The organism is Zafaria sp. Z1313 (assembly GCF_050563205.1).
Classification (GTDB): domain Bacteria; phylum Actinomycetota; class Actinomycetes; order Actinomycetales; family Micrococcaceae; genus JAZDCJ01.
The window spans coordinates 41,857-61,848 of sequence record NZ_JBNWUK010000019.1; the positions used below are offsets into that span (position 1 = coordinate 41,857).

16 protein-coding genes and 3 tRNA genes are annotated in these 19,992 nt (G+C 69.7%); 6 read left to right on the plus strand and 13 right to left on the minus strand.

Going from position 1 to position 19,992, the window contains the following annotated elements; all coding sequences use genetic code 11:
* Positions 1-33: 33 nt before the first annotated feature.
* Entirely contained in the window at positions 34-2,661 is a 2,628-nt protein-coding gene (valS, locus tag ACQ3I4_RS14160; RefSeq protein ID WP_430633802.1) for a valine--tRNA ligase, read from the plus strand.
* 354 nt (positions 2,662-3,015) lie between these two features.
* On the opposite strand, the gene ACQ3I4_RS14165 is transcribed toward valS, so the two are convergent.
* The 9 genes from ACQ3I4_RS14165 to ACQ3I4_RS14205 all read right to left on the minus strand — a co-directional run bounded on the left by ACQ3I4_RS14165 (position 3,016) and on the right by ACQ3I4_RS14205 (position 9,894).
* The gene (locus ACQ3I4_RS14165) at positions 3,016-3,624 is read right to left on the minus strand and encodes a disulfide bond formation protein DsbA (protein WP_329860710.1); all 609 of its coding nucleotides are present in this window, start codon (positions 3,622-3,624) and stop codon (positions 3,016-3,018) included.
* Positions 3,625-3,687: 63 nt separating this feature from the next.
* Positions 3,688-4,980 (minus strand): ATP-dependent Clp protease ATP-binding subunit ClpX, encoded by a 1,293-nt coding sequence (gene clpX / locus ACQ3I4_RS14170; RefSeq protein WP_329860712.1) that lies wholly within the window; start codon positions 4,978-4,980, stop codon positions 3,688-3,690.
* 235 nt (positions 4,981-5,215) lie between these two features.
* Positions 5,216-5,875, minus strand: a complete 660-nt coding sequence (locus ACQ3I4_RS14175) for an ATP-dependent Clp protease proteolytic subunit (protein ID WP_329860714.1) — start codon at positions 5,873-5,875, stop codon at positions 5,216-5,218.
* 44 nt (positions 5,876-5,919) lie between these two features.
* A complete protein-coding gene (locus tag ACQ3I4_RS14180) occupies positions 5,920-6,513 on the minus strand; it encodes an ATP-dependent Clp protease proteolytic subunit (RefSeq protein WP_329860764.1) in 594 nt (197 codons plus the stop codon).
* A 252-nt stretch (positions 6,514-6,765) separates the two neighbouring features.
* Positions 6,766-8,124, minus strand: coding sequence for a trigger factor (tig, locus tag ACQ3I4_RS14185; protein WP_329860715.1), 1,359 nt, complete (start codon positions 8,122-8,124; stop codon positions 6,766-6,768).
* A gap of 41 nt (positions 8,125-8,165) precedes the next feature.
* Positions 8,166-8,240: transfer RNA gene (locus ACQ3I4_RS14190), tRNA-Pro, on the minus strand.
* 95 nt (positions 8,241-8,335) lie between these two features.
* A tRNA-Gly gene (locus tag ACQ3I4_RS14195) sits at positions 8,336-8,406 on the minus strand.
* 64 nt (positions 8,407-8,470) lie between these two features.
* Positions 8,471-9,418, minus strand: a complete 948-nt coding sequence (locus ACQ3I4_RS14200; RefSeq protein ID WP_329860716.1) for an Fpg/Nei family DNA glycosylase — start codon at positions 9,416-9,418, stop codon at positions 8,471-8,473.
* The gene (locus ACQ3I4_RS14205; RefSeq protein WP_329860717.1) at positions 9,418-9,894 is read right to left on the minus strand and encodes a ribose-5-phosphate isomerase; all 477 of its coding nucleotides are present in this window, start codon (positions 9,892-9,894) and stop codon (positions 9,418-9,420) included. The genes ACQ3I4_RS14200 and ACQ3I4_RS14205 overlap by 1 nt, the downstream gene beginning before the upstream one ends.
* Before the next feature lie 226 nt (positions 9,895-10,120).
* Here ACQ3I4_RS14205 and pepN point away from each other — a divergent pair, with 226 nt between their 5' ends.
* The 3 genes from pepN (at position 10,121) to ACQ3I4_RS14220 (ending at position 13,826) form a co-directional block, all read left to right on the plus strand.
* Positions 10,121-12,664, plus strand: coding sequence for an aminopeptidase N (gene pepN, locus ACQ3I4_RS14210; RefSeq protein WP_430633803.1), 2,544 nt, complete (start codon positions 10,121-10,123; stop codon positions 12,662-12,664).
* A 105-nt stretch (positions 12,665-12,769) separates the two neighbouring features.
* The gene (locus ACQ3I4_RS14215; RefSeq protein ID WP_430633804.1) at positions 12,770-13,237 is read left to right on the plus strand and encodes an OsmC family protein; all 468 of its coding nucleotides are present in this window, start codon (positions 12,770-12,772) and stop codon (positions 13,235-13,237) included.
* Between the two features lie 172 nt (positions 13,238-13,409).
* Positions 13,410-13,826 carry a globin gene (locus ACQ3I4_RS14220; protein ID WP_430633808.1) on the plus strand — a complete coding sequence of 139 codons (417 nt, stop codon included), beginning with the start codon at positions 13,410-13,412 and terminating at the stop codon, positions 13,824-13,826.
* Positions 13,827-13,840: 14 nt separating this feature from the next.
* Here ACQ3I4_RS14220 and ACQ3I4_RS14225 read toward each other — a convergent pair whose 3' ends face one another.
* Positions 13,841-14,503, minus strand: a complete 663-nt coding sequence (locus ACQ3I4_RS14225) for a hypothetical protein (RefSeq protein ID WP_430633805.1) — start codon at positions 14,501-14,503, stop codon at positions 13,841-13,843.
* A gap of 53 nt (positions 14,504-14,556) precedes the next feature.
* On the opposite strand from ACQ3I4_RS14225, the gene ACQ3I4_RS14230 reads away from it, so the two are divergent.
* Positions 14,557-15,579 (plus strand): acyl-CoA thioesterase, encoded by a 1,023-nt coding sequence (locus ACQ3I4_RS14230; RefSeq protein WP_430633809.1) that lies wholly within the window; start codon positions 14,557-14,559, stop codon positions 15,577-15,579.
* A gap of 88 nt (positions 15,580-15,667) precedes the next feature.
* On the opposite strand, the gene ettA is transcribed toward ACQ3I4_RS14230, so the two are convergent.
* Complete coding sequence (gene ettA, locus ACQ3I4_RS14235; RefSeq protein WP_430633806.1) at positions 15,668-17,350, minus strand: energy-dependent translational throttle protein EttA; 1,683 nt, start codon at positions 17,348-17,350, stop codon at positions 15,668-15,670.
* A 65-nt stretch (positions 17,351-17,415) separates the two neighbouring features.
* Entirely contained in the window at positions 17,416-17,967 is a 552-nt protein-coding gene (locus ACQ3I4_RS14240; protein WP_329860726.1) for a single-stranded DNA-binding protein, read from the minus strand.
* Positions 17,968-18,189: 222 nt separating this feature from the next.
* Between ACQ3I4_RS14240 and ACQ3I4_RS14245 the strand changes: the two genes are divergently transcribed.
* A tRNA-Arg gene (locus ACQ3I4_RS14245) sits at positions 18,190-18,263 on the plus strand.
* A 198-nt stretch (positions 18,264-18,461) separates the two neighbouring features.
* Here ACQ3I4_RS14245 and ACQ3I4_RS14250 read toward each other — a convergent pair.
* Positions 18,462-19,868: an IS1380 family transposase gene (locus ACQ3I4_RS14250; protein ID WP_430632959.1), complete on the minus strand. Its 1,407-nt coding sequence runs from the start codon at positions 19,866-19,868 to the stop codon at positions 18,462-18,464.
* Positions 19,869-19,992: the final 124 nt, after the last annotated feature.

A 19,992-nucleotide genomic window follows, 5' to 3' on the forward strand; every position in this document is an offset into this window, starting at 1 on the left:
CCCGGCGTGTCCCGGCATGGAAGAATGGAACCCATGGCTGAGAACTCCTTGGGCACAGACACGCCCTCACCCGTTTCCGTCCCCGACAAGCCCGCCCTGGAAGGCCTCGAAGAGCGCCTGTCCGCCGCGTGGCGCACCGCGGGAACCTACCGCTTCGATCCCGAGACGACGCGCGATCAGGTCTACTCGATCGACACTCCCCCTCCCACGGCGTCGGGTTCGCTGCACGTGGGGCACATGTTCTCCTATACGCAGACCGACGTTCTGGCCCGCTACCAGCGCATGCGCGGAAAGAACGTCTTCTACCCGATGGGCTGGGACGACAACGGCCTGCCGACCGAGCGCCGCGTCCAGAACTTCTACGGCGTGCGCTGCGATCCGAAGACCCCCTACGACCCGGACTACGCTCCCCCGGCCCAGCCGGCGAAGAACCAGCGCGACTGGGACGTCGTCTCGCGCCGGAACTTCATCGAGCTGTGCGAGCAGCTCGCGGTGGAGGACGAGAAGGTCTTCGAGCACCTCTTCACGACGCTCGGCCTCTCGGTCGACTGGGACCTGACCTACCGGACCATCGACGACGTCTCCCGGGCCGTCTCCCAGCGCGCCTTCCTCACCAACCTCTCCGCCGGAGACGCCTACATGGCCGAGGCGCCGACCCTGTGGGACGTGACGTTCCGCACCGCGGTCGCCCAGGCCGAGCTCGAGGACCGCGAGATGCCGGGGGCGTACTACCGCTACCCGTTCACCGCGGCCGACGGCACGCAGATCCACATCGAGACGACCCGCCCGGAGCTTCTGGCCGCCTGCGTGGCCCTCGTCGCGCATCCAGACGACGAGCGGTACCAGCCGCTCTTCGGCCAGAAGGTCGTCTCCCCCGTCTTCGGGGTCGAGGTCGAGGTCCGCGCGCATCCGCTCGCGAAGGCGGACAAGGGCTCGGGCATCGCCATGGTCTGCACGTTCGGCGACCTCACCGACGTCACGTGGTGGCGCGAGCTGGACCTGCCGACCCGGGCCATCATCGGCCGTGACGGCCGCGTGACGGCCGAGACGCCCGAGTGGATCACGAGCGAGGCCGGCCGCGAGGCCTACGCCGCGATCGCCGGCAAGACCGTGTTCTCCGCGAAGGAGGCGGTCGTCGAGCTGCTCCGCGAGGCAGGGCTGCTCGACGGCGAACCGAAGAAGATCAGCCACCCGGTGAACTTCTTCGAGAAGGGCGACAAGCCCCTCGAGATCGTCACCTCCCGCCAGTGGTACATCCGCAACGGCGGCCGTGACGAGGACCGTCGCGAGCGCCTGGTCGGCCGCGGCAAGGAGATCGAGTTCCACCCCGGGTTCATGCGCTCGCGCTACACGAACTGGGTCGAGGGACTCAACGGCGACTGGCTCGTCTCCCGGCAGCGCTTCTTCGGCGTGCCGGTCCCGGTCTGGTATCCGCTGGACGCGGCCGGCGACCCCGACTACGAGCACCCGATCCTGCCCTCGGAGGAGCAGCTGCCGGTCGATCCGGCCGCCGACGCGGCACCGGGCTATGACGAGGCCCAGCGCGACGTCCCCGGCGGGTTCACCGGCGATGCCGACGTCCTCGACACCTGGGCGACGAGCTCCCTGACGCCGCAGATCGTGGGCCGCTGGAGCCGGGACGAGGACTTCTTCGCGAAGGTCTTCCCGTTCGACCTGCGCCCCCAGGGGCACGACATCATCCGCACGTGGCTCTTCTCGACCGCGGTGCGCGGCGACGCCCTGCACGGCTGCGCGCCGTGGAAGCACGCGGCGATCTCCGGCTGGATCCTCGATCCGGACCGGAAGAAGATGTCCAAGTCCAAGGGCAACGTGGTGGTCCCCACCGACGTGCTGAACGAGTTCGGCGCCGATGCCGTGCGCTATTGGGCCGCTTCCGCGAAGCTCGGGGCGGACACCGCCTACGAGATCGCGCAGATGAAGATCGGCCGCCGCCTGGCGATCAAGATCCTCAACGCCTCGAAGTTCGTGCTCAACCTGGGCGCGACGAGCTCCGACGTCCTCGACGGCGCGGCGGAGGTCGTCGTCAACGGCCTGGACCGTTCGCTCCTCGCGCGCCTGTCCACGGTGATCGACGACGCCTCGCGCGCGCTCGAGTCGTACGACTACGCGCGGGCGCTGGACCTCGTGGAGTCCTTCTTCTGGTCCTTCACCGACGACTACGTCGAGCTCGTCAAGGACCGTGCGTACGGTGCCCGCGGTCCCGAGGAGCAGGCGAGCGTCCTCGCGACGCTGGCCACGACCCTCGACGCCGTGCTGCGCCTCTTCGCACCGTTCCTGCCGTTCGCGACGGACGAGGTCTGGGGCTGGTGGCGTGAGGGTTCCGTGCACCGGGCTGCCTGGCCGACGTCGGCTCACCTCGCCGCCGCGCTCGAGGGGGCCGACCCCGGCGTCCTGCCGACCGTCGGCTCCGCGCTCGGTGGGATCAGGAAGGCGAAGTCGGAGGCGAAGGTCAAGCAGCGCACCGAGGTTGTCGCCGGGACCATCTCGGCGCCGGCCGCCCAGATCGAGCAGCTGCGCGCGGGCCTGGGCGACCTCCTGGCCGCAGGGAACGCCCGCGACCTCACGCTCATCGTGGCCGACGGCGAGCTGACGGTCGGCGGCGTCGAGCTGGCTCCCGCCGAGGAGCCCGCACCGCGCTAGAGGATCACCACGAGGGGAAGCCCCTTCGGCGTTTCCGCGTCGGAGGGGCTTCGACTCATTGGCTGCCGGGTAACGACCGATTGATTCCGGTAGCCGGTCCCGATCCGTCTCCTGCAGGTCTTTCCGCCTCGTTACCTGCGGTCGGTTGGAAGGCGATGCCTTCGTTCCGTCACTGCGGATGTGGTTCGTGACCACGCATTGTCTGGTGATGCGTACCCACAGTTCTACGCCGGGCCGCGTCGCATCGCAAGGCCCGTGCGGGGATTTGGAGGGTCCACGGCGCGCCGCCCGGGGTTTCCCATGGGCGCGTGGCCTTGACTCCTGGGGCGAGCCGGGATTCGGTGCCGCCTGGCGCTAGCCGTCGAACTCCGGGCTCTCGGTGCGCGAGCGCTTGAGCTCGAAGAAGTGCGGGTAGGAGGCGAGCGCGACGGCCGCGTCGAAGAGCCGGCCCGCCTCCTCGCGGCGGGGAACGCGCGTGATGACCGGGCCGAAGAAGGCCGTGCCGTTGAGCGAGAGGATGGGTGTGCCGACGTCCTGGCCGACCTGGTTGATCCCCGAGTCGTGCGAGGCCCGCAGCACCGCGTCGAACTCGTCCGTGGCGGCGGCATCGGCCAACGTGGCCGGCAGGCCCGCGTCCTCGAGCGCGCGGGTGATGACCTCGGCGCGGTCCTTGACCTGCTCGTGGTGGATGAGCCGTCCCATCGCCGTGTAGAGGCGGGCGACGGCCTCCTGTCCGTGCTGCTGGCCGGTGGCGGCAACAACCCTGACGGGACCCCAGGAGTCGTCCATCATGCGGCGGTAGTCCTCGGGCAGATCGCGCCCCTCGTTGAGCATCGACAGGCTCATGACGTTCCATTCGACGCCGATGGGCCGGACCTTCTCGACCTCCAGGATCCAGCGCGAGGTGGCCCACGCGAACGGGCAGATCGGGTCGAACCAGAAACCGACGGTGGTCGTGCTCATCGAGTTGCTCCTTCGTGGCAGGCGTGTGCCGGGATGGGTGTCGAGGATGCGGAACGGCCTGGTCTAGGCCGACTTGTTGCGGCGCTTCGCGGCCACCTGGCGCGAGATCAGCGTGGGCTCGGCCTTCCCCGCGACGACCTCCGCGGTGACGACGGCCTCCGCGATGTCCTCGCGGCCCGGCAGCTCGAACATCACGGGGCCGAGCACCTCCTCGAGGATGGCGCGGAGCCCCCGCGCACCGGTACCCCGTTCCAGGGCGAGGTCCGCGATGGCCTCCAGCGCGTCCTGTTCGAAGCAGAGCTCGACGCCGTCGATCCTGAACATCTTCTGGTACTGCTTCACGAGGGCGTTCTTCGGCTCCGTGAGGATCTCGATGAGCGCGGGGCGGTCGAGCTTCTCGACCGTGGTGATGACCGGGAGGCGCCCGATGAACTCGGGAATCAGGCCGAACTTGAGCAGGTCCTCCGGCCGCACGTCCGAGTACGACGCGGCCTCGGCCTTGAGGTGCGTCAACGGCGCACCGAAGCCGATTCCCTTGCGTCCGGCCCGCGAGCCGATGATCTCCTCGAGTCCGGCGAAGGCACCGGCCACGATGAACAGGACGTTCGTCGTGTCGATCTGGATGAACTCCTGGTGCGGGTGCTTGCGTCCGCCCTGCGGAGGCACGGAGGCCACCGTTCCCTCGAGGATCTTCAGGAGGGCCTGCTGCACGCCCTCCCCCGAGACGTCGCGCGTGATGGAGGGGTTCTCGCTCTTGCGCGAGATCTTGTCGATCTCGTCGATGTAGATGATCCCCTGCTCGGCCTTCTTGACGTCGTAGTCCGCGGCCTGGATGAGCTTGAGCAGGATGTTCTCCACGTCCTCGCCGACGTAGCCGGCCTCCGTCAGGGCCGTGGCGTCGGCGACGGCGAACGGCACGTTGAGACGGCGGGCCAGGGTCTGGGCGAGGTAGGTCTTGCCGCAGCCCGTGGGACCGATCAGGAGGATGTTGGACTTCGCGACCTCGACCTCGTCGAGGGGGTGGGAGCTGTCGTTGAGCGAGGCCGGCTTGGGGACGTTCCCGGCCTGGATGCGCTTGTAGTGGTTGTAGACGGCGACGGCGAGCGAGCGCTTCGCGCCCTCCTGGCCGATCACGTATTCCTGGAGCGAGTCGAAGATCTCGCGCGGCCGCGGCAGCTCGAACTCCGCGCCCTCCTCGACCTCGGCCAGCTCCTCGTCGATGATCTCGTTGCAGAGCTCGATGCACTCGGTGCAGATGTAGACGCCCGGTCCTGCGATGAGCTTGCGCACTTGTTTCTGGCTCTTGCCGCAGAAGGAACACTTCAGCAGATCGGAGCTCTCACCCATGCGTGCCATTGCGACCTTCTCCCTACTGTCGGCACTCCCGGCCGCCGGACGGACCGACGACTCCGCGCGGTGCAGTCGTCGCGCCGCGCGATGGCGGTCCGTCAGGGCGGCCCGCCCGTTGCCCGCGCCACGCCCGGTGGGGCGCCGCTGCGGGACTTCTTCAACTGTAAGTCAGCGACCCGACGGTTTGGGTCACCGCCGGGCCCATGCTGCAACATTTCGCAGGGCCCGGCGGTGCGGAGGGCTAGCTGCCGACGGCCTGTGGCTTGATCTTGCGCGGCGTCAGCACCTCGTCGATCAGGCCGTAGACCTTGGCGTCCTCGGCCGTCATGTAGAGGTCGCGTTCGATGTCGATGCCGACCTCCTCCGCCGTCTTGTTGCTGTTGGCGGCGAGCGTGGTCTCGAGCCAGGTCCGCATGCGCATGACCTCCTCTGCCTGGATCTGCAGATCCGTCGCGGTGCCGCGCTCTCCCCCGCCCATGGCGGGCTGGTGGATCAGGACGCGTGCATTGGGCAGGGCGAGCCGCTTGCCGGGGGCCCCGGCCGAGAGCAGAACGGCCGCCGCGCTGGCCGCCTGGCCGAGGCAGACGGTCTGCACCTCGGGACGGATGAACTGCATCGTGTCGTAGATGGCGGTCATGGCCGTGAAGGAACCGCCCGGGGAGTTGATGTACAGCGTGATGTCGCGCTCCGGATCCATGGACTCGAGGACGAGCAGCTGGGCCATCACGTCGTCGGCCGAGGCGTCGTCGACCTGCGAGCCCAGGAAGACGATCCGGTCCTCGAAGAGCTTCGCGTAGGGATCCTGGCGCTTGAAGCCGTAGGGCGTGCGCTCCTCGAACTGGGGAAGGATGTAGCGGGCGGTCGGCAGCTGCCCGGCGGTTCCGATGCCGTTGGCGTTCATGGTGTTCTCCTGTGGGGATCTAAGGGGTCGGGACGGGCTCGCCGCTACTGCTTCACTCCGCCGCCGCCGGAGACGGAGTGCGAGTTCTGGGCGATGTGGTCGAAGAATCCGTACTCGAGGCCCTCCTGGGCCGTGAACCACTTGTCCCGGTCGTTGTCGCGCAGGATGGTCTCGAGATCCTGGCCCGTCTGCTCGGCCGTGAGCTCGGACATGACCTTCTTCATGTGCAGGATCAGCTCGGCCTGGATGCGGATGTCGGAGGCGGTGCCGCCGATGCCGCCCGAGGGCTGGTGCATGAGGATGCGTGCGTTGGGGGTCGCGTAGCGCTTGCCCTTCGTGCCGGAGGAGAGCAGGAACTGCCCCATCGACGCGGCGAGTCCCGTGGCGACCGTGACGACGTCGTTGGGGATGTAGTTCATCGTGTCGTAGATCGCCATGCCGGCGGTGATGGAACCGCCCGGGGAGTTGATGTAGAGGTAGATGTCCTTGTCCGGGTCCTCCGCGGACAGGAGCAGCAGCTGCGAGCAGATCGCGTTGGCGTTCTCGTCGGCGACCTCGGTGCCGAGCCAGATGATCCGCTCCTTGAGCAGCCGGTTGTAGATGTAGTCCTCGCGGCTGGCCGGGTCGACCGAAGCCATGGTGGGGGTGCGGGATTCCTTGGACATGCTCGAATACCTCTCCGTGGTGCCGTGCTCCTCCGGCCGTTGCGCCGGGGCGCCGTGGGCGCTTGCCTTCCATGAGACTACTGCCTGAGGACCGCCTCGGCGCGGTGCGGCCGGGGCTGTTCGCTGTGGGCGCATGGTGGTCCGCGCCGCGCGTTCACCGGCCGCTTAAACGCCGCTCGGCGGGAGCCCCGAAGGGTCCCGCCGAGCGGCGTTGCGCTGCGTTTCCTACTCGGCCGAGGAGGCGGAGGCGGAGGAAGCCGACGAGGCGGAGCTCGCGGAGGAGGCCGAGGCCTCTTCGCCGGCCGGGCGGACGAAGCTGCTGAGGTCGACCTCGTTGCCCTCGGAGTCGGTGACCTTGGCCAGCTCGAGGACCTTGGCGAGCGCCTTGCGGCGGCGGACCTCGCCGATCATCATCGGCACCTGGCCGGCGCCGTCGAGCATCTGGGCGAACTGGTTCGGGTCCATGCCGTACTGGCTCGCGGTCTGGACGATGTAGTCGATGAGCTCGGACTGCTCGACGCCGACCTCTTCCTTCTCGGCGATCTTGTCGAGGATGACCTCGTTCTTGAAGGCGCGCTCGGCGTTGGCGCGGACCTCGGCGCGGTGCTCCTCGGTGTCGTGCTCCTCGCCCTCGGTGTGGCCGCCCTGGGCGAAGTGCTGCTCGACCTGCTCGTCGACGATGGAACCGGGGACCGGGACCTCGATGAGCTCGACGAGCTTGTCGAGGACGAGGTCGCGCGCCTGCACGCCCTGCTCGACGACCTTGGCGTCGGCCGCCTGCTTGGCGAGGTCCTCGTTGAGCTCGGCGATCGTGTCGAACTCGGAGGCCAGCTGGGCGAACTCGTCGTCGGCCTCGGGGAGTTCGCGCTCCTTGACGGCCGAGACGGCGACCTTGACCTGGGCGGTCTCGCCCGAGCGCTCGCCACCGGCCAGCGTGGACTCGAAGACGGCGTCCTCGCCGGCGGACAGGCCGGTCACGGCCTCGTCGAGGCCCTCGAGCATCGTGCCGGAACCGACCTGGTAGGACAGGCCCGTCGCGGAGTCGACCTCTTCGTCGCCGATGGTCGCCTTGAGGTCGATCGTGATGAAGTCGGCGTCGGCGGCGGGGCGCTCGACGGCCTTGAGCGTGCCGAAGCGTCCGCGCAGCTCGTCGAGCTGCTTCTGGACATCCTCGTCGGACGCCGATGCCGCGTCGACCTGGACCTCGAGGCCGGCGTAGTCCGGGAGCTCGATCTGAGGCCGGATGTCGATCTCGGCGTGGAAGGCGAGCTGGCCGGCGTCGCCCTCGGGCACCTCGGTGATCTCCACCTCGGGACGGGACAGCGGGACGATGTCGGCCTCGCGGACGGCCTCCTGGTAGAAGCCGTTCATGCCCTCGTTCACGGCCGTCTCGAGGACGTAGCCGCGTCCGACGCGCTGGTCGATCAGCACGTTGGGCACCTTGCCCTTGCGGAAGCCCGGCACCTGGATCTGCTGTGCGATGGTCTTGTACGCGGCGTCGATGCTCGGCTGGAGTTCGTCGAGCGGAACCTCGACGTTGAGCTTGACCCGGGTCGGGGAGAGGTTTTCGACGGCGCTCTTCACAGCTGTGGTACTCCTGAGGATGGGATCGATGGTGGGCAGAGTCGGGGTGACAGGATTTGAACCTGCGACCTCACGCTCCCAAAGCGCGCGCTCTAGCCAAGCTGAGCTACACCCCGATTAGTGCAGCTGCCAGTTTACGCAGAACGGCCGCGCTACGACTAATCAGACGCGGAAGGCGGACCGGCCGCGGCCGGTCCGCCTTCGCGACGCGAGGGGATGACGGGAATCGAACCCGCGTAATCAGTTTGGAAGACTGAGGCTCTACCATTGAGCTACATCCCCGAGGACGTTGAGACTTTAGCACGAGCCGACCCCCGGTCCGCAATCCGCCGTCCGGAACCGACGCCTACGCGCGCCCTTCCCGCCCCTGGCACGCGGGACACCAGTAGAGCTTGCGGGAGGCGATCTCGGCCAGGGCGATCCCCGTACCGCAGACCCTGCAGCCCAGTCCCTGGCGCTGGTAGACGTAGTAGGCGTCGTCCGGCCAGACCGGCGCCGCGCCGGAGCGGTCCCCGGGACGCGTGGTGATGATCCGGCCGTCGCGGACACCGTCGGCCATGATCGACGCGAGGTCGTCCCAGAGCCGCCGCGCCGCGTCGACGCCTGCCTGCCGCCCGGTGGCCCAGGGGTCCATCCGCTCCCGGAACAGGGCCTCGGCGCGGTAGATGTTTCCGACGCCGGCGATGACGGATTGCTCCATGAGCAGCACGGCCACGGGCGTGGCGCGGCGGACGAGCCGGCGCGCGAACTCCGCCCGCGGATCGTCCCAGACGGGAACCGGCAGCGCCGCCGCGCCGGCAACCGCATCATCCGGGGCCGGCCCGAGCGGGTCCGGACCGAGGCGCCCCAGCACGGCGGCCACGCCGGCGTCGTCGAGCACCTCGCAGGCGCTCGGCCCCCGCAGGTCCGCCCATCCGTGCCCGGACTCGAGCCGGGCGCGGACCTGCCCCACGGGCTCCGGCGGGCCCGCGTACGGGACGGGGGCCCCGTCGTCGTACGCCTCCCGCTCCCCCACGCGGCGCGGCGCCCCGATCGAGGAGGCGCCGCGGAAGCCCTCGTCGCCGCCGAAGTCCCAGGCCCCGTAGAGCCCCAGGTGCACGCGCAGCGTGAGGTCGTTGTCGAAGCGGAGGAACAGCATCTTCCCGTGCGCCCCGGCGGATTCGAGCGTCCGCCCGTCCACGCGCCGGGCGTCGGCGGAGAACCGGCCCTGCGGGCTCGAGACCCGGAGCCGGCTCCCCGCGAAGACGTCGTTGAACTGCCGCGCGAGGCGGTGGATCGAGTGGCCCTCCGGCATTACTCGGCGGGGACCTCGCCCGTGGCCTCGTAGGAGGCGATCTTGCCGATGCGGCGCACGTGGCGCTCCGCGTTGCTGAACGGCTCGGCGAGGAAGGCCTCGATGATCGCGGTCGCCTCATCGAGCGGGTGCTGGCGCCCGCCGACGGCGATGACGTTCGCGTCGTTGTGCTCGCGGGCCAGGCGCGCCGTGTCGAGGTTCCAGGCCAGCGCCGCGCGGACTCCGGCGACCTTGTTCGCCGCGATCTGCTCGCCGTTGCCGGAGCCGCCGAGGACGATCCCGAGGGCCTCGGTGCCGGCCGCCTGGTCGGCGACGACCGCGAGGGCGGCGTTGATGCAAAAGCGCGGGTAGTCGTCCTCGGGGTCGTAGGCCGTGGGGCCGTGGTCGACGACGTCGTGGCCGGCGGCGCTCAAATGGCGCACCAGGTGGGCGCTCAGTTCAAGACCGGCATGGTCCGTGGCGATGTGCACGCGCATGGAAAGGGTCCTCCGCGGGTGAGTGGGTGGTGAACGCGTCCCAGCCTATCCCCCGGGCGGGCCTGGGCCGAGGGCGCAACGTGCTTTGTGGCGGAGCGGGTGCGTCGCTAGGGTGCAAGCAGTGGCGCTTGGTGAGACAATGGCCACATCTTCAGCGATTCTTTCAGAATCGCCGTGCCGGCTCCGGCCGCGCACCGCACATGAACGAGCTATGGAGGCACCGACCTTGCCTGGATTGAACCTGACCCGCGCCGAGGCGCAGGAGCGAGCCGAGCTGCTCGCCGTCGACAGCTACGACGTCGAACTCGACCTGACGCGCGGAGACCGGGTCTTCGGCTCGACCACCACGGTCCGCTTCACGGCCGCGGCGGGCGCTTCGACCTTCATCGACGCCGTGACGGACACCGTGCACTCGGTGGTCCTGAACGGCACGGAGCTGGGCCCGGACGTCGCGGACGGCGTCCGCATCCGCCTCGACGGCCTCGCGGAGGAGAACGTCCTCACCGTCGTCGCGGACGCCCTCTACACGAACACGGGCGAGGGCCTGCACCGCTTCGTGGACCCCGTGGACGACGAGGTCTACCTGTACACGCAGTTCGAGGTCCCCGACTCGCGGCGTATGTTCGCCGTCTTCGAGCAGCCCGACCTCAAGGCCGCCTTCCGGTTCACCGTCAAGGCGCCCGCCCACTGGGACGTCGTGTCCAACTCCCCCACGCCCGCCCCGCGCGACGCGGGCGGGGGCGCGGCCGTCTGGGCGTTCGAGCCGACCCTGCGCATGTCCTCCTACATCACGGCCCTGATCGCCGGGCCCTACGAGTCCGTGCGCAGCGAGCTCACGAGCTCGGACGGCCGGACCATCCCGCTCGGCGTCTTCGCCCGCAAGTCCCTCATGGAGCACCTCGATGCGGAGAACGTCTTCACGCTCACGCGCCAGGGCTTCGAGTTCTTCGAGGCGCAGTTCGGCACACCCTACCCGTTCCCCAAGTACGACCAGCTGTTCGTCCCGGAGTTCAATGCCGGCGCCATGGAGAACGCCGGGGCCGTGACGTTCCTCGAGAGCTACGTCTTCCGCTCCCGGCCGACCGGGGCCATGGTGGAACGCCGCGCGATCACCATCCTGCACGAGCTCGCCCACATGTGGTTCGGGGACCTCGTCACGATGCGCTGGTGGAACGACCTGTGGCTCAACGAGTCCTTCGCGGAGTTCATGTCCACCCTGGCGGCGGCCGAGAACACCGAGTTCACGGGCGCATGGACCACGTTCGCCTCGATGGAGAAGTCCTGGGCCTACCGCCAGGACCAGCTGCCCTCGACGCACCCGATCGTCGCGGAGATCAACGACCTCGAGGACGTCCAGGTCAACTTCGACGGCATCACCTACGCCAAGGGCGCCTCCGTGCTCCGCCAGCTCGTGGCCTGGGTGGGCCAGGAGGAGTTCATGGCCGGCGTGCGCTCCTACTTCGGCAAGCACGCCTGGGGCAACACTGTCCTCGCGGACTTGATGACCGAGCTCGAGGCGGCCAGCGGGCGCGACCTCGCCGAGTGGGGCCGGCTCTGGCTCGAGACCGCGGGAGTGAACAAGCTGGTCCCCGAGATCACGGTGGACGACGACGGGGCCGTCGCCTCGTTCGCGATCCTCCAGTCCGCGCCGGAGGGCTACCCGACCATCCGCCCGCACCGCCTCGCCGTCGGCTTCTATGACCAGGACGACGCCGGACGCCTGGTCCGCACGCATCGGGAGGAGCTCGACGTGGCCGGGGAGCGGACGGACGTGCCCGCGCTTGTGGGGCTGCGCCGCCCGGCGCTCGTCCTGCTGAACGACGACGACCTGGCCTACGCGAAGATCCGCCTCGACGAGCGTTCCCTCGCCACGGCGACGGAGCACCTGAAGGACATCGCCGAGTCGCTGCCGCGCACCCTGCTCTGGGGCAGCGCGTGGGACGCGGCGCGGGATGCGGAGACGCCGGCGCGCGCCTACGTCGAGCTCGTCCTGAACAACATCGCCCAGGAGTCCGACTCCTCCGTGGTCCTGGTCCTGCTCCGCCAGCTCAACACGGTGCTGGACTACTACGTCGCCGCCGCCGACCGCCGCGCGCTCGCCGAATCCGCCGCGGAGCGCCTGTGGGAGCTCGCCGAGGCCGCAGCACCGGCCTCCGATCACCAGCTGCAGTTCGCCAAGGCCTTCGCCCTGCGCTCGCGCACCGCGGCGCAGCTCGACACCGTCGAGCAGCTGCTGACGGGTTCCCGCGTGCTCGAGGGCCTGGAACTCGACGCCGACCTGCGCTGGGAGCTCCTGACGGCGCTGGCCGCCGGCGGGCGGCGCGGCCAGGCCGACATCGACGCCGAGCTCGAGCGCGACAACACGGCCAACGGGCGCCTTGCCGCGCAGCTCGCGGGCGCCGCGCTGCCGACGGCGGAGGCCAAGCGCGCCGCCTGGGACGCGGTCCTGGTGGACGGGACGCTGTCCAACACGCTGCAGCGGCAGGCGATCGCCGGCTTCAACCGCGTGCACGATGCCTCGCTCATCGAGGGCTACGCCGCGGAGTACTTCGCGGCGGCTCGGCGGATCTGGGAGGAGAAGGGCTACGAGACCGCCCAGTCGATCATCGTGGGCCTCTACCCGTCCGCGCAGGTGTCCCAGGATACCGTGGACCGCACCGACGCCTTCCTCGGGGAGCTCGGCGACGACAGCCCGGCGCTGCGGCGACTCATGCTGGAGAACCGCGACGGCGTGGTGCGGGCGCTCGCCGCACAGGCGGCCGACCGCTGATCCGTCGACGCCGCTGATCGGACGACGCGGCTGGGCAGCAGACGGTGCCGAACAACGCGGGCCGGTGGATTCCCCCACCGGCCCGCGGCTGTGTACCGTGGCCGCATGACGCTCAACGAACACCACTACGAGGTCTCCATTTCCTGGACCGGGAACCGCGGCACCGGCACCTCCGGCTACCGGGACTACGGCCGCGACCACGTCGTCGCCGCGGCGGGGCTCCCCGATCTCCCGGGCACGGCCGACCCCACGTTCCACGGGGACCGCGACCGCTGGAACCCCGAACAGCTCCTGCTGGCGGCGCTGAGCCAATGCCACATGCTGTCCTATCTGCATCTCGCCGTGAAGAACGGCGTCGTCGTGACGGGCTACACGGACCAGGCCGAGGCCCTGATGCGGCTCAACCGGGACGGCAGCGGGGAGTTCGTCTCCGCGACGTTGCGCCCCGCGGTCGAGCTGTCCGACGAGTCCCAACGCGCCCTCGCCGATTCACTCCACGGCGCGGCCAACGCGGTGTGCTTCATCGCGCGCAGCGTGAACTTCGCCGTCCACCACGAGCCCGTCCGGGCGTAGTCTGGAGGGCGTCACCCCAACCCGCCCCGAAGGATCCCCGCACCACATGGCTACCCCGCACGAGAACCCCGACCGCCCGCCGCTGCTTCCGCAGGGGAGCAACCTGGGCCGGCCGCTCGGCCGCCTGCGTCCCGTCGGCTCGCCTTCGGCGGGCTTCGACACGACCCGGCCGCTGGATCCGAACGACGAGCACGATCCGGAGGCCTACGCGGGGACCTTCTACCACGAGGTCGGCGGGCGCGAGACCTTCCGCCGCCTCGCGGAGAAGTTCTACGAGGGAGTCGCCGCCGATCCGGACTTCCGGGCCATGTACCCCGAGGAAGACCTGAGGCCCGCGGCGATGCGCCTGCAGCTCTTCCTGGAGCAATACTGGGGCGGGCCGACGACGTACAGCGAACGCCGGGGCCACCCGCGGCTGCGCATGCGCCACATGCCCTACACGATCGATTCCGCCGCCCGGGATACGTGGCTGCGGCACATGCGCGCCGCCGTCGACGCGTTGGGGCTACCGCCGCTGCAGGAGGCGACACTGTGGGACTACCTCGAACGGGCGGCCCACTCCCTCCAGAACGCCCCGGACCAGCGCTAGGGGCCCGTGCCCCGTCAGAGGAGCGTGGCCCGGCGGACGAGGACGTGCCCCACGGGGCTGGTCAACCGCAGCCACGGCCCGGAGGCGAAGACCGGAACCGGCCCTTCGGGGGGCAGGAAGCCCAGCGTCTGCGCCGCGAAGGCGACGCCCGTGGGGACCACGGGGCCGGAGCCTTCCATCGGGCTCGACCAGATCCGTTGGCGCACCGTGGCGAGCACCGGACGCCCGGCGTTCTCCGGCAGCGCCGAGGCGACGGCGCGCATGCCGTCCTCGGCCGCCCGGCGCAGCGCCCCGGCGTCGCACTCCCCCACCCGTTCCCATCCGCCGCGCGGCGGGGCGACCCCGGTCCAGGCCGCCGTGGACTCGGCGGGCGGCAGCGGCAGCACCGTCTCGCCGGCACCGGAACGGGCCAGGCGGTCCGCCACCGCACCGATCGGGTAGACGGCGTCCATGCCCGGACCGGGGTCCGTCGCCAGGCGTGCGACGCGCAGGCCGAGGATGGTCGGCACGGCCTCGCCCAGTTGCCCGGGGGCGAGGACGGCCACGTACACGGCCAGGGAGGACCCGGCTGCGGCGAGGCGCACCTCGCCGTCGGCCACGGCGCGGGCCCGCACGAGGAAGGTGCGCAGGTCGGCAAGGGATTCGGCATCGGCGAACTTGAGGTCGGCAGGCAGCATGACACCATGCTTTCATGCCCTCGAGCCGGCGGGGACACACCGCGACGGGCCGCTTGCCGCGTCGAACGCGGCCCGGATACTGTCGAGTCACGATCGCGACCAGCCGAGGAGCCACCACCGTGCAACACCAGGACCCCACCGCCTCCCTGCTGGGGCTGCTCGATCTCGATGGGGAGTTCGACGCGCGCACGGACGAGGACATCTTCATCGGGCATTCGCCCGAGCAGCCGCGCCAGCGCGTCTTCGGCGGGCAGGTCCTGGCCCAGTCGGTCGTCGCGGCCTCGCGGACCGTCTCCGCGGACCGGCCCGTCCACTCCATGCACGGCTACTTCCTCCGCCCCGGCGATGCCCGCAAGCCGATCACCTTCGGCGTCCAACGCCTGCGCGACGGCCGGTCCTTCTCGGCCCGCCGCGTCCACGCCTACCAGGAGGGCGTGCCGATCCTGTCGATGATCGCCTCGTTCCAGGAACCGGCCGAGGGCCTCGAACACCAAGCACGCATGCCCGAGGGGATTCCCAACCCGGAGTCGCTGCCCTCGACGGCGGACCTCCTCGGCCGCTTCAAGCACCCCATGGCCCAGGAGTGGGCATACAACCGGCCGTTCGACATCCGCCACGTCGACACGCCGCTCTACGTCGAGGGACCGCGCAGGGCCGACCGTTCCGCGACGAACGCCGTCTGGATGAAGACGTTCGGGCCGGTCGAGGGCGACCAGGCCGTCCAGCGCGCGGCGCTCGCCTACGGGAGCGACTACACGCTGCTCGAGTCGGTGCTGCGCCGCCACGGGCTGCCCTGGGTCACGCCGGGCATGAGCGTGGCCAGCCTGGACCACGCCATGTGGTGGCACCGCCCGGTGCGCGTCGACGAATGGCTCCTCTACGTCCAGGAGAGCCCCAGCGCCTCGGGAGCCCGCGGGCTCTGCGAGGGCCGGTTCTTCAACCGGGACGGCCTCCTCGTGGCCACCGCGGCGCAGGAGGGCATGATCCGCGTCCCCGACGACGCGAAGTCCAAGCTGCTCGGCGGACTGCAATCCGGGATGATCAAGGCCGCGGCCCGGAGGGGACGGAAGTCCTAGCCGGACCCCGGCCGCAAGCGGTCACAGCGCGGGAGGGCCCCGGAACCACGTGGTTCCGGGGCCCTCCCGCGTGCGTCACGCGCGGAGCCTAGTCCCGCGTCAGGCGGCGGTGCGTGACGCGGTGCGGCTTGGCCGCGTCAGGGCCGAGGCGCTCGACCTTGTTCTGCTCGTAGGACTCGAAGTTGCCCTCGAACCAGTACCACTGGGCCGGGTCCTCGTCCGTGCCCTCCCACGCGAGGATGTGGGTCGCGACGCGGTCCAGGAACCACCGGTCGTGGGAGACCACGACGGCGCAGCCCGGAAACTCGAGCAGGGCGTTCTCCAGGCTGGAGAGCGTCTCGACGTCGAGGTCGTTGGTGGGCTCGTCGAGGAGCAGGAGGTTGCCGCCCTGCTTGAGCGTCATCGCCAGATTCAAGCGGTTGCGCTCGCCGCCGGAGAGCACGCCGGCCTTCTTCTGCTGGTCCGGCCCCTTGAAGCCGAACGCGGAGACGTACGCACGGGACGGCATTTCGACGTTGCCGACCTGGATGTAATCGAGGCCGTCAGAGACGACCTCCCAGAGGCTCTTGTTCGGGTCGATGCCGCCGCGGTTCTGGTCGACGTAGGAGATCTTGACCGTCTCGCCGATCTTCAACGCGCCGCCGTCGAGCTCCTCGAGCCCGACGATGGTCTTGAAGAGGGTCGACTTGCCGACGCCGTTGGGGCCGATCACGCCGACGATGCCGTTGCGCGGCAGGGAGAACGACAGGCCGTTGATGAGCTCGCGGTCGCCGAAGCCCTTCTGCAGGCCGTTGGCCTCGATGACGACGCTGCCCAGGCGCGGGCCCGGCGGAATCTGGATCTCCTCGAAGTCCAGCTTGCGCGTGCGCTCGGCCTCGGCCGCCATCTCCTCGTAGCGCGCGAGACGTGCCTTGGACTTGGTCTGGCGTCCCTTGGCGTTGGAACGCACCCACTCGAGTTCCTCGGAAAGGCGCTTGGCCAGCTTCTGGTCCTTCTTGCCCTGGACCTCGAGGCGCTCGCGCTTCTTCTCCAGATAGGTCGAGTAGTTGCCCTCGTAGGGGATCAGGCGGCCGCGATCGACCTCGGCGATCCACTGGGCGACGTGGTCCAGGAAGTAGCGGTCGTGGGTGACGGCCAGGACGGCGCCCGGGTAGGACTGGAGGTGCTGCTCGAGCCAGAGGACGGATTCGGCGTCGAGGTGGTTCGTGGGCTCGTCGAGGAGCAGCAGGTCGGGCTTCTGCAGCAGCAGCTTGCACAGCGCCACGCGGCGGCGCTCACCGCCGGAGAGCACGGTGACGTCGGCGTCGCCCGGCGGGCAGCGCAGCGCGTCCATGGCCTGCTCCAGCTGGCTGTCGATGTCCCACGCGTCAGCCGCGTCGATTTCCTCCTGGAGCTTGCCCATCTCCTCCAGAAGCGCGTCGAAGTCCGCGTCCGGCTGGGACATCTCCTCGGAGATCTGGTTGTAGCGGGTGATCTTCCCGTAGATCTCGCCAACGCCCTCCTGGACGTTGCCGAGGACCGTCTTCTCCTCGTTCAGGGGCGGTTCCTGCAGCAGGATCCCCACCGAATAGCCGGGGCTGAGCCGCGCCTCGCCGTTCGAGGGCGTGTCGAGGCCGGCCATGATCTTGAGGATCGTGGACTTGCCGGCGCCGTTCGGTCCCACGACGCCGATCTTGGCACCGGGATAGAACGACATGCTGACGTCGTCGAGGATGAGCTTGTCGCCAACGGCCTTGCGGGCCTTGGTCATGGTGTAGATGAATTCCGCCATGCGTCCAAGGCTAGTCGCTGCCGGCCCATTCCTCACATTCGCGCGGGAGCGGGCCGGCAACGCTGCTAGGCGGCCTGGTGGTCGGCGGCGTCGACGTCGGACGACGCATCGGCGGAGGGCCCCTGGTCGAGGAGTTCGCCGGTCTCGGGATCGTAGGCGTCCGCACCGTCGTCCCCGTCCAGCCCCGACTCGATGGCCGGGGCGCCGTCCGGGCCGAGCTGCTCCGGCCGGGGCGGGCCGTCGACCGGACGGTTGCCGCGGCGGTTCGCCATGGTCGACGTCCCGTAGGCCATGTTGAAACCCACGGCGTCGGCCAGCACGTCGATGCCGTAGTTCCGCTTGCCGTCCTCGCGCTGCCACTCGGTGACGCGCAACCGTCCCTCGACGATCACCGGATCGCCCTTGCGGACGCTGGCCAGGACGTTGAGCCCGTGGCGTCCGAAGGCCTTGACCGTGTACCAATTGGTCGCGTCGACCTTCCATTCGCCGCTCGAGCGGTCGCGGTTGGCGACGTTCGCCGCGAGCCGGAAGGTGCAGAAGGTCGTGTTGCCGTCCTTGGACACGACGTGCTCGGGGTCCGATGCCGCGTTGCCGCGGATCGTCGTGCGCTGCTCCATGGTGTTCTCCCTCTTGTCTGGTGTGACTGTGCTCCAGGAGCCACGCGGCCCCTGCCACCAAGAGTCGTCGCCGGCAGGCAACGGCGCATGGGTCGTGGGTCGATCTGTGGATAGACGGGGCCACCGGCCGGGACGGGCCCGGCTGTGAGGGGGCGGTGGCGCCCGTCGCGGCGGGCCCCGGCACCCCGTTAGAATGGTGGCGCGCCCGTCCGACGGGCACTGGCCTTCGTAGCTCAGTTGGATAGAGCAGCGGACTTCTAATCCGCCGGTCGCGCGTTCGAGTCGCGCCGAGGGCACCCTTCACACCCGCGCCCGCCCAGTTAGTATGTAAACATGACTAAGCCTCGATCCACCGACGGGCGATGTAGTCGGGGGCTGGATTTCTGAAGCAGCCTTGAGCGGGATTTTGGCATGACCGTGTAGCCGGCCTCGCTGCCGGTCGTGTTCCACGGTGGGTTCCCTCTGTCGCGCCGGTGTCGGCTGGTGGATGGCTTCTATGCGGGCTGCGGTGGCCGGTGGCGGGCGGTGAAGAGTCGTTCGAAGGCTTGCTGCCAGGGCCAGGACTCGGGCAGGCGTATCCGGATTCTGCGGGCGCTGGAGACGATCCGGGCCGGCAGGTTCACCAGCCGGGCCCGGATAGTGCCGGTGCGGGCCCGGGTGAAGGTCCCGGCGGCGAGGATCCCGGCTGCACGGGTGAGGTTGTAGGCCATCACCGCGCAGGCCAGCCAGGCGCTGTTGGCCCAGAAGTGTCCGGAGGGCAGGTGGGCCAGGGCGCTGTCCTTGAGATCGGCGTTGACTTGCTCGATGATCGCGTGTTGTCGGTGGGCCTTGTCGGCGGCCACGGTATCCAGGACCTCGGGATCGGTGGTGGTGAAGAAGGCATGGAACCGGTGGGTGTCGAACAAGGTCGGCTGCCCGTCGCCGTGTTTGGGGTTCAACTCGGGAATCCGGCGCACCACCAGCCGTCCGGGGATCCTCTCGGCCTTCTTCCGGGATGTGAAGGCGGTGAAGGGGACCTCGGCGACCTCGGCCTTCGAGGTCCAGGTGTCGGTGCCCTCGTCGTAGATCGCCTGTGGGTACTTGATGCCGGTCCAGGCCTGCTCGTCGATGGTGGCGATGGCCTTCTTGACTGCTTTGTCCATCCGCACGGTGACGGAGACATCGGCCCCCGCGGTGAGCGCGGCAGCCACGGTGGGGTGTCCGTAGAAGGCGGAATCGGCGCGAACCAGTACCCGGGTGCCGGCGGCCGGAGGCATTCGCTTCAGGGTGGCCAGTGCGTCGGCGACGAACCGGGAGGCCCCGCGTGGGGAGCCCACCGCGCCGCGGCGCAGGCGTTGGCCCAGGATCACCGGGGCCGTAGTCTCGGTGCTGGCGGTGGCCAACAGGGCATTGAGCCCGCGGACTCCGGAGTATCCGTATCCGGAGCCCTGCTTGGCGTAGCCGTGGACTTCGATGATCGTGTCGTCCACATCCACGAACACGAATCCTCCTGCGCCGTCTGCCGGAGCGCCCAGTAGCGGGGCCCGGTCGGCCAGGTTCGCCAAGAGCCGGGTGGCGACCGCGTCGAGCTGGCGGACGTGCCCGAAGGTGAAGGCGCGCAGGAACGAGCCCAACGTCGAGGGCGCATAACAGGCACTGAAGACCCGCTTCATCGCCCCATGGCGCAGTACCGCCATATCGTCGATCGAATCGGCGCCGGCACACATGCCAGCCACCAAGGCCGCGACCTTCGCCCCGGCATTGGCGCCCTTGTCCGTCGGCACCGTCAGCTGCCTGCCGGCCAGTGAGTGCAAGCCCGATTCTCGCGCCAGTTCCATCACCGGCACCAACCCCGCGGAACCGACGAGGTTCGGTTCGTCGAAGGAAACTGACAGTGCGGCCCGGGTGTGGGAAACTTGCATCTACGAGATGCCCTCTCATCGCGGTGGAACGGAACCCTGAACAAGTCCCATTCTTCCCGGTCAGACGGGCATTTCGTGCTTAATTACGTCCCACCTCAAGCGTGACGGTCGGTGGATCAAGGCT

Excerpts from the sequence above, each read along its gene's own strand:
- valS (WP_430633802.1), top strand. The coding sequence starts at position 34 with ATGGCTGAGAACTCCTTGGGCACAGACACGCCCTCACCCGTTTCCGTC.
- ACQ3I4_RS14165 (WP_329860710.1), bottom strand. The coding sequence starts at position 3,624 with ATGAGCACGACCACCGTCGGTTTCTGGTTCGACCCGATCTGCCCGTTC.
- clpX (WP_329860712.1), bottom strand. The coding sequence starts at position 4,980 with ATGGCACGCATGGGTGAGAGCTCCGATCTGCTGAAGTGTTCCTTCTGC.
- ACQ3I4_RS14175 (WP_329860714.1), bottom strand. The coding sequence starts at position 5,875 with ATGAACGCCAACGGCATCGGAACCGCCGGGCAGCTGCCGACCGCCCGC.
- ACQ3I4_RS14180 (WP_329860764.1), bottom strand. The coding sequence starts at position 6,513 with ATGGCTTCGGTCGACCCGGCCAGCCGCGAGGACTACATCTACAACCGG.
- ACQ3I4_RS14200 (WP_329860716.1), bottom strand. The coding sequence starts at position 9,418 with ATGCCGGAGGGCCACTCGATCCACCGCCTCGCGCGGCAGTTCAACGAC.
- ACQ3I4_RS14205 (WP_329860717.1), bottom strand. The coding sequence starts at position 9,894 with ATGCGCGTGCACATCGCCACGGACCATGCCGGTCTTGAACTGAGCGCC.
- ACQ3I4_RS14215 (WP_430633804.1), top strand. The coding sequence starts at position 12,770 with ATGACGCTCAACGAACACCACTACGAGGTCTCCATTTCCTGGACCGGG.
- ACQ3I4_RS14225 (WP_430633805.1), bottom strand. The coding sequence starts at position 14,503 with ATGCTGCCTGCCGACCTCAAGTTCGCCGATGCCGAATCCCTTGCCGAC.
- ettA (WP_430633806.1), bottom strand. The coding sequence starts at position 17,350 with ATGGCGGAATTCATCTACACCATGACCAAGGCCCGCAAGGCCGTTGGC.
- ACQ3I4_RS14240 (WP_329860726.1), bottom strand. The coding sequence starts at position 17,967 with ATGGAGCAGCGCACGACGATCCGCGGCAACGCGGCATCGGACCCCGAG.
- ACQ3I4_RS14250 (WP_430632959.1), bottom strand. The coding sequence starts at position 19,868 with ATGCAAGTTTCCCACACCCGGGCCGCACTGTCAGTTTCCTTCGACGAA.